The 6201-nt window shown below is 42.6% G+C and carries 4 protein-coding genes; 1 reads left to right on the top strand and 3 read right to left on the bottom strand.

Features of this window, described 5'->3' with window-relative positions; all coding sequences use genetic code 11:
- Positions 1-216 precede the first annotated feature (216 nt).
- Complete coding sequence (locus WMO25_RS13425; protein WP_015513430.1) at positions 217-1416, bottom strand: acetate/propionate family kinase; 1200 nt, start codon at positions 1414-1416, stop codon at positions 217-219.
- Between the two features lie 559 nt (positions 1417-1975).
- On the opposite strand from WMO25_RS13425, the gene srtB reads away from it, so the two are divergent.
- The gene (gene srtB, locus WMO25_RS13420; RefSeq protein ID WP_349085727.1) at positions 1976-2758 is read left to right on the top strand and encodes a class B sortase; all 783 of its coding nucleotides are present in this window, start codon (positions 1976-1978) and stop codon (positions 2756-2758) included.
- Between the two features lie 100 nt (positions 2759-2858).
- Here srtB and WMO25_RS13415 read toward each other — a convergent pair whose 3' ends face one another.
- Together WMO25_RS13415 and WMO25_RS13410 are read right to left on the bottom strand one after the other, a co-directional pair.
- Positions 2859-3980, bottom strand: coding sequence for a hypothetical protein (locus WMO25_RS13415; RefSeq protein ID WP_349085725.1), 1122 nt, complete (start codon positions 3978-3980; stop codon positions 2859-2861).
- 381 nt (positions 3981-4361) lie between these two features.
- Positions 4362-5903 (bottom strand): FGGY-family carbohydrate kinase, encoded by a 1542-nt coding sequence (locus WMO25_RS13410; RefSeq protein ID WP_349085723.1) that lies wholly within the window; start codon positions 5901-5903, stop codon positions 4362-4364.
- Positions 5904-6201 lie beyond the last annotated feature (298 nt).

Genomic DNA, 6201 nt, shown 5'->3' with positions numbered 1-6201 from the left:
TTTATGCCTTTTTTATTGGCTGAAATATTGAATTTTCAAGGTTCAACACACCGTATCGGTGTGGGAAGTTTTAGTTACTAATATTCATCTTTATCCCCCCCCAACAACCACTCGTTGTGTGGTTATTATATCACACCTTCTACTACTTTCTCAACGCAAAAAGGGACGTATGAAAAATTCATACGTCCCTTTGTATTCATATAGAATCTGATTCGATTACTGAGCTTCTACTAAAGCCTTTGTATCTCTAGCGATCATCAGCTCTTCATTTGTAGGGATTACGCAAACTGTAACCTTGGAATCTGGTGTGGAGATGATGATATCTTCACCACGTTTGCTGTTCTGCTCTGCATCGATTGTGATGCCAAGATATCCAAGATATTCGCAGATCTTGCCTCTTACGAAACCGCTGTTCTCACCGATACCAGCTGTGAAAGCGATAACGTCAACACCATTAAGAGATGCTGCATAGGCACCAACGAATCTTGCTACATTGTAGCAGAAGACTTCGATAGCGTCGATACAAGCCTGATCGCCTGCTTCGTAACCTTCTTCAAGATCACGGAAGTCGCTCTTGCCGCCTGTAAGACCTTCCATACCGGATTTCTTGTTCAGAACTGTTGTTACTTCGCTTAATGTGAGGCCTTCTTTGTTCGCATAGTACTCAAGAATAGCTGGGTCGATATCACCTGAACGTGTACCCATTACAAGACCTGCAAGTGGTGTGAAGCCCATACTTGTATCTACAGACTTGCCGCCGTCAACTGCACAGATACTTGCACCGTTGCCAAGGTGGCAAACAATTGTCTTAAGATCTTCAACCGGCTTACCAAGGAATTCAGCAACTCTCTTGGATACGAAGCTGTGAGATGTTCCGTGGAAACCGTATCTTCTGATCTTGTAGTCTGTGTAAGCTTTGATCGGCAGACCATATAAATATGCTTTCTTAGGCATTGTCTGATGGAAAGCTGTATCGAATACGCCTACCATAGGTACGCCTGGCATCAGTTCACGGCAAACATTGATACCGATTAAGTTAGCCGGGTTATGAAGTGGTGCAAGTTCGTTGCATTCTTCGATAACTTTGATGACTTCATCAGTGATGATTGTGGAGCTTGCAAACTTCTCGCCGCCATGGACAACACGGTGACCAACTGCATTGATCTCTTTAAGAGATTTGATAACGCCGTATTCAGCGTTTGTCAGACAATCAAGAACGAGCTTGATTGCTTCTGTATGGGTAGGCATTGGAGATTCGATTGTCATCTTCTCGCCGCCGGCTGGTGTGTAAACAATACGGCTGCCGTCAATGCCAATTCTTTCACAAAGGCCTTTTGCCTGTACAGCTTCTGTTGTCATATCGATTAACTGAAACTTTAATGATGAACTACCACAGTTAATAACTAAAATGTTCATTGGAATAATTCCTCCTTAAAATTGAATGATGTAACTGCTGCTTTTTGTAAAATGTACAAATTGCACGATTTTATTTCGTTAAATCATTATCAATCTGTTCACATTACCCAAAGCATACCTACATGTATTCTAGCATACTACTTTTTAAAACGCCATATCTAATTTAAAAAATCTGGTATTTTCTGCAAATCATTTCAATAAAATATTTTTTATGCTTTCTTTTATTATCGCCGTTGCGGCTGGTGTAGTTTGCCACTGCATCAACAAATGGTTGGATGGCGATAAATAGTCGGTAACCAGCCTATGGTCATAAGCTCTGCCATTAAAATAATCTACTTTATTGACAGTCATAAAAATCCCGCTTATACTTAGTGCATAACAAAATAATATGTAACTGTTCAGAGCCAGGCAAAATTTCAAAAAGCAGGTATAAAATGCTTGCATTTTTAAAACTGTTTTTGAAATTTTATTTGGCGGATACACCACACCGACGAAATGCGTAGCATTTTGGAGGCTGGCTCTGAACAGTTACAATAATATATTCAAGAAGGAATACTATATGAAAAGAGTAATTGGAACAATCATATTAATCATTGCCATCATCTGCTTTGGCTGGAGTGCCTTTTCCCTTGTCAAGTATGCATGGCAGGCTCACACAACCCAGAAGAACATTGACCAGCTGGCTGACAGAATTAACACTGATGTCACTGAAGCTTCCGATGATTCCGATGAAGAAGACCCTGTGGCTGAATCTGAGGCCATGATGGAGAAATACGGTGATTTATACAATGAGAATAAGGATTTCATCGGCTGGCTTTCCATTGAAGGCACCAATATCAACAATCCCGTCATGTATACACCGGATGACCCGGAACACTATCTGCGTAAGAACTTCAACGGCGATTACGATATCGGCGGTATGCTTTTTGTCGATTCCAGATGTACCTTCAACCCATCCAGCACTGACACCATTATTTACGGCCATCATATGAAAAACGGCACCATGTTCGGCCCGCTGATGGATTTCCAGGACAATGATTATCTGAAAGAACACTCTGTTGTTACTTTTGATACCATGTATCGTCCGGGCACTTACAAAATATTTGCCTCCTTCCAGTCCAAGGCCTATGACCCGGATTCAGAAGAATTCAAATACTATGACTTCATCAACGCAGAGACTGCCTATGATTTTGAAGAATATCTGAACAACATTAAAAACCTTTCCCTGTACTATGACGAGGAAAATGCACCGTCATTCGGAGATGAGATTATTACACTGTCCACCTGCGATTACTATACAACGGACGGACGATTTGCCGTACTGGCTAAACGGATTAAATAGTTCTGCTGCAAGTAACTTTGTCTTGACACTAAAATGGTGTGCTGGTCCAGATTTTCCAATGGATTTTCTGGACTGCACGCCATTTTTTTCTGTTTCATTTCTACCATTCATCAAAGTCATCCCGGCTTTTGCCATAGCTTCTCATCGCCGAACGCCATCTAATCTGATAATCACTTGTCATTGGGTCTGTTTCTTTTCCCTCCGGCACAAATGCAAGAAATTCTTTATATCTTTTTTCTGTAAACCGTACTCTCATTTTCTTAAATTTACCATTTGCAGTAAAAAAGATATAAAAAAATGCCGCCTCCGAACCACAACTGCCCACTCCTACTCGATTGATTTGCGACCACTCATAAAAAATCACTTTTTTACTCCGCCGTGTCGTAATTTGTATCCCAGTTCTGCTGACTATCCATTCGTTTCCCCATTCCGCATCCTCGCCATAAATAATCCATCCGGCAATTGCCGCAATAATCAATAATAACCATGCATATCGAAGCAATGAACCATATTCAAACGCCAAAATAACATACCAACCAAACAGCATCAAAGCTATAACAATCGCAGATAACGGCTTTATCCCGCCATTTAATTTTTTCCCATAAAACGTCTGGTCACTAATTTTCAATTCACCCTGTACATCTTGCAAAGCACAAATACTTTTCGGATTTTTCCTTTGCTGCTTGTACCAAATCTGCTGCAAATCCGGTTCCAATACCTTAACACCATGCCGTGCCATATAAACACTCATCTTGTCCCATATTTCCGGCGTATAACTTATTTCCAGCACAGAGCCGCCAATATCTCTTGAACAGGTGATTTTAGGGTAAATCAGACATTCCACTCCCAGACAATCACATTCACCCCACCTTCTGACCGTTCGAAATACACTGCTGCGATATCTTATGGTAATCCCATTTTCATCCAACTTATAATCATGTCTGTAACTATCCCAAATTAACAGCAAACCAAGCGGAACTCCGCCAATAGAAAATGAAAATATCCACAGAAAAATTTCGGCTATTAAACTTTCATCATAAACCGAACCATGCCACCACTGATTATACGATATCACTGCAAAGGATACGATAAGGCACAGAAGCGCAATCAAACATATATATAATCCAATCTTAAAAATTATCTCATCCCGCCGAATGATCAAAGGTTCTTCCATCCGCACATCATCTCCCCAATAAATCCATTTTTTAATTCCTATTCCCATTCCGATATTTTTATTTTACACCAACAATCTAAATCTTTCGAGTCCAATATTATCTATGCGGGCTGCTCAAAAACAAATTGTCTGCAGCTCAAATACCCTCAAAATGGGATTCAAATGAATAGCGTACAGCCAAAAACTTCAAAAAAGACTGACAAATGAACCCTTCAAACACAGGTGTTTCAGACACGGCCGGTACTTAAATCCTGTCTTTTAGGACCTTATGTACTGCTGCCAGTGTCTGTCAACGAAAGTGTACCTGTGTTGAACGGTTCATTTGCCAGTCTTTTGTCGATATTCTATGTCTGCGCGCTGCTCATTTTAATCCCGTTATCAATACTTCTTAGCTGCAGGCCAATCATTTTTCAAGGGCAGCCCACCTTTTTAGTGCAGCGCTTTCAGTGTATGGAACGCCTCTTTCATATCCTGTTTCACCAGTTTTTTCTGCAGCGCATACTGTTTAGCGTAAAAATCATGATTTTCCGCATTGGTATAATACAGTTTCTTAATCTCCAGACTTTCTGTCAATGCCGCTTTCATATCCGTGATATGTCCCAGTGCATAGGCACCGACGATACAGTCTGTCACCACAGCGCCGCCGGCATTCTTCAATGTGATCACTTCGCTGCCCAGCATGTCGGATTTCATCTGGTTCCAGATTTCGCTGCGGCTGCCGCCTTCTGTGATGGTGATACGGCTCATATCCACACCGGCACCACGGTACAGATCTGTAATTTCCATATAGTCATAGCCGATAGCCTCTAATACCGCATGCCAGAGAGTAGCCTGATCTGTATCCAGCGTCATGTTAAGGAAACAGCCTGTGGCCTCTTTCACGTCATTGGTACCGCCCGTCAGATACGGCAGGAATAATACACCATCAGAGCCTGCCGGAACATCTTTGGCTGCATTGTTCAGTACATCAAAATAATCACCGTCTTTTTCCTGCCCGCAGACAGAGTCCTTGAACCAGCGCAGCGCCAAGCCGCCCGTACGGATATAGCCCCAGTAGAAATAGGTATCCGGCAATGTACCGCTGTTGAAAATCAGTCCGGCCCCCTTCTTACTGAGTTCAGGAATAATGCCTTTTGTGGAAACGCAGAACATAGAACAGGTGCCTGCCACATCCACAGCCTGTCCTGCTCCCATATTGCCGCTGCCAAGCATGGACTGCATCGTATCGCCAGCGCCGCCGCAAATCGGTGTTCCTGCTGCCAGTCCTGTCTTCTCTGCCATTTCTTCTGTCAAATGTCCGACAATATCCCATGGTTTGACAATCTTCGGCATCATGGATGCCTCAATACCAAGAATCTTCAACTGCTCCGGTGACCAGCATTTTTCTTCAACCTTATAGCCCATGCCCCATCCGGACATAGCGCCCCAGTCGATAAACATATCCTTTGCTTTCAGCCCCGCCAGATGTGCCAGTACATAAGGCGCATTATGGATAAACTTTGCTCCGCGGGCCTTAAAAGCTTCATTATTCTTCAGCAGCCACCTGGCAAACAGTGCCGGAAACATGCATTTTGCCTCAGGATTGCCTGTTTCCCTGCCCCAGATATCCAAATCCCAGCTGTTGATCAGCACTTCATCCTCCTGGGTTCTTGAATCCAGATAATTAATATATGGTGTGATGGCATTGCCCTCTTCATCCACACCTGCGATTCCGCAGATGATACCATCCCCCATAATAGACTGGATCTGTTTCGGATCCAGGCCTTTCTCACGCATCTGCCGACTGCATTCAGCTATGCCGTTTATCGTCAACGCCAGATATTCATCCACATCCATATCCACCCATCCCGGATGCGGGTAAGTCAGTGTTGTCGGTGCTGATGTAGATGCCACGCATTCCATTTTCTCATTATATACGGTTACTTTTACACTCTGTGTTCCTGCATCAAATCCAAGATAAAACTTTTCCATTTCCATACCTCCGATACATTCTTGCAAGTCAGTCATCTGCGACTCTGTTCAGCATTCTTTTCATGGAGATTACATTTTATCAAAAGTCACATCAGGAAATTCCGGCGAAGGATCCTGTCAGAATTTTCTTTTTCATATTTCATAAAGAAAAAGCCCTGAATCCTCACACAAAGAATTCAGGGCATACATACAAAGGTCAACATTCAAATAAAATGCAAATCTTCTTCTCTCTCATCCAGACTATACTGTCGGCCCCGGAATCTCACCGGATCATGCATCAGAAAAATAATCATGCCGT

Source organism: Coprococcus intestinihominis (assembly GCF_040096555.1).
GTDB classification, from domain to species: Bacteria; Bacillota; Clostridia; order Lachnospirales; family Lachnospiraceae; genus Coprococcus_A; species Coprococcus_A intestinihominis.
Note: the sequence above shows the minus strand (reverse complement) of the source record. Positions and strands in the feature narration are given on the sequence as shown.

Excerpts from the sequence above, each read along its gene's own strand:
- WMO25_RS13425 (WP_015513430.1), bottom strand. The coding sequence starts at position 1,416 with ATGAACATTTTAGTTATTAACTGTGGTAGTTCATCATTAAAGTTTCAG.
- srtB (WP_349085727.1), top strand. The coding sequence starts at position 1,976 with ATGAAAAGAGTAATTGGAACAATCATATTAATCATTGCCATCATCTGC.
- WMO25_RS13415 (WP_349085725.1), bottom strand. The coding sequence starts at position 3,980 with ATGGGAATAGGAATTAAAAAATGGATTTATTGGGGAGATGATGTGCGG.
- WMO25_RS13410 (WP_349085723.1), bottom strand. The coding sequence starts at position 5,903 with ATGGAAAAGTTTTATCTTGGATTTGATGCAGGAACACAGAGTGTAAAA.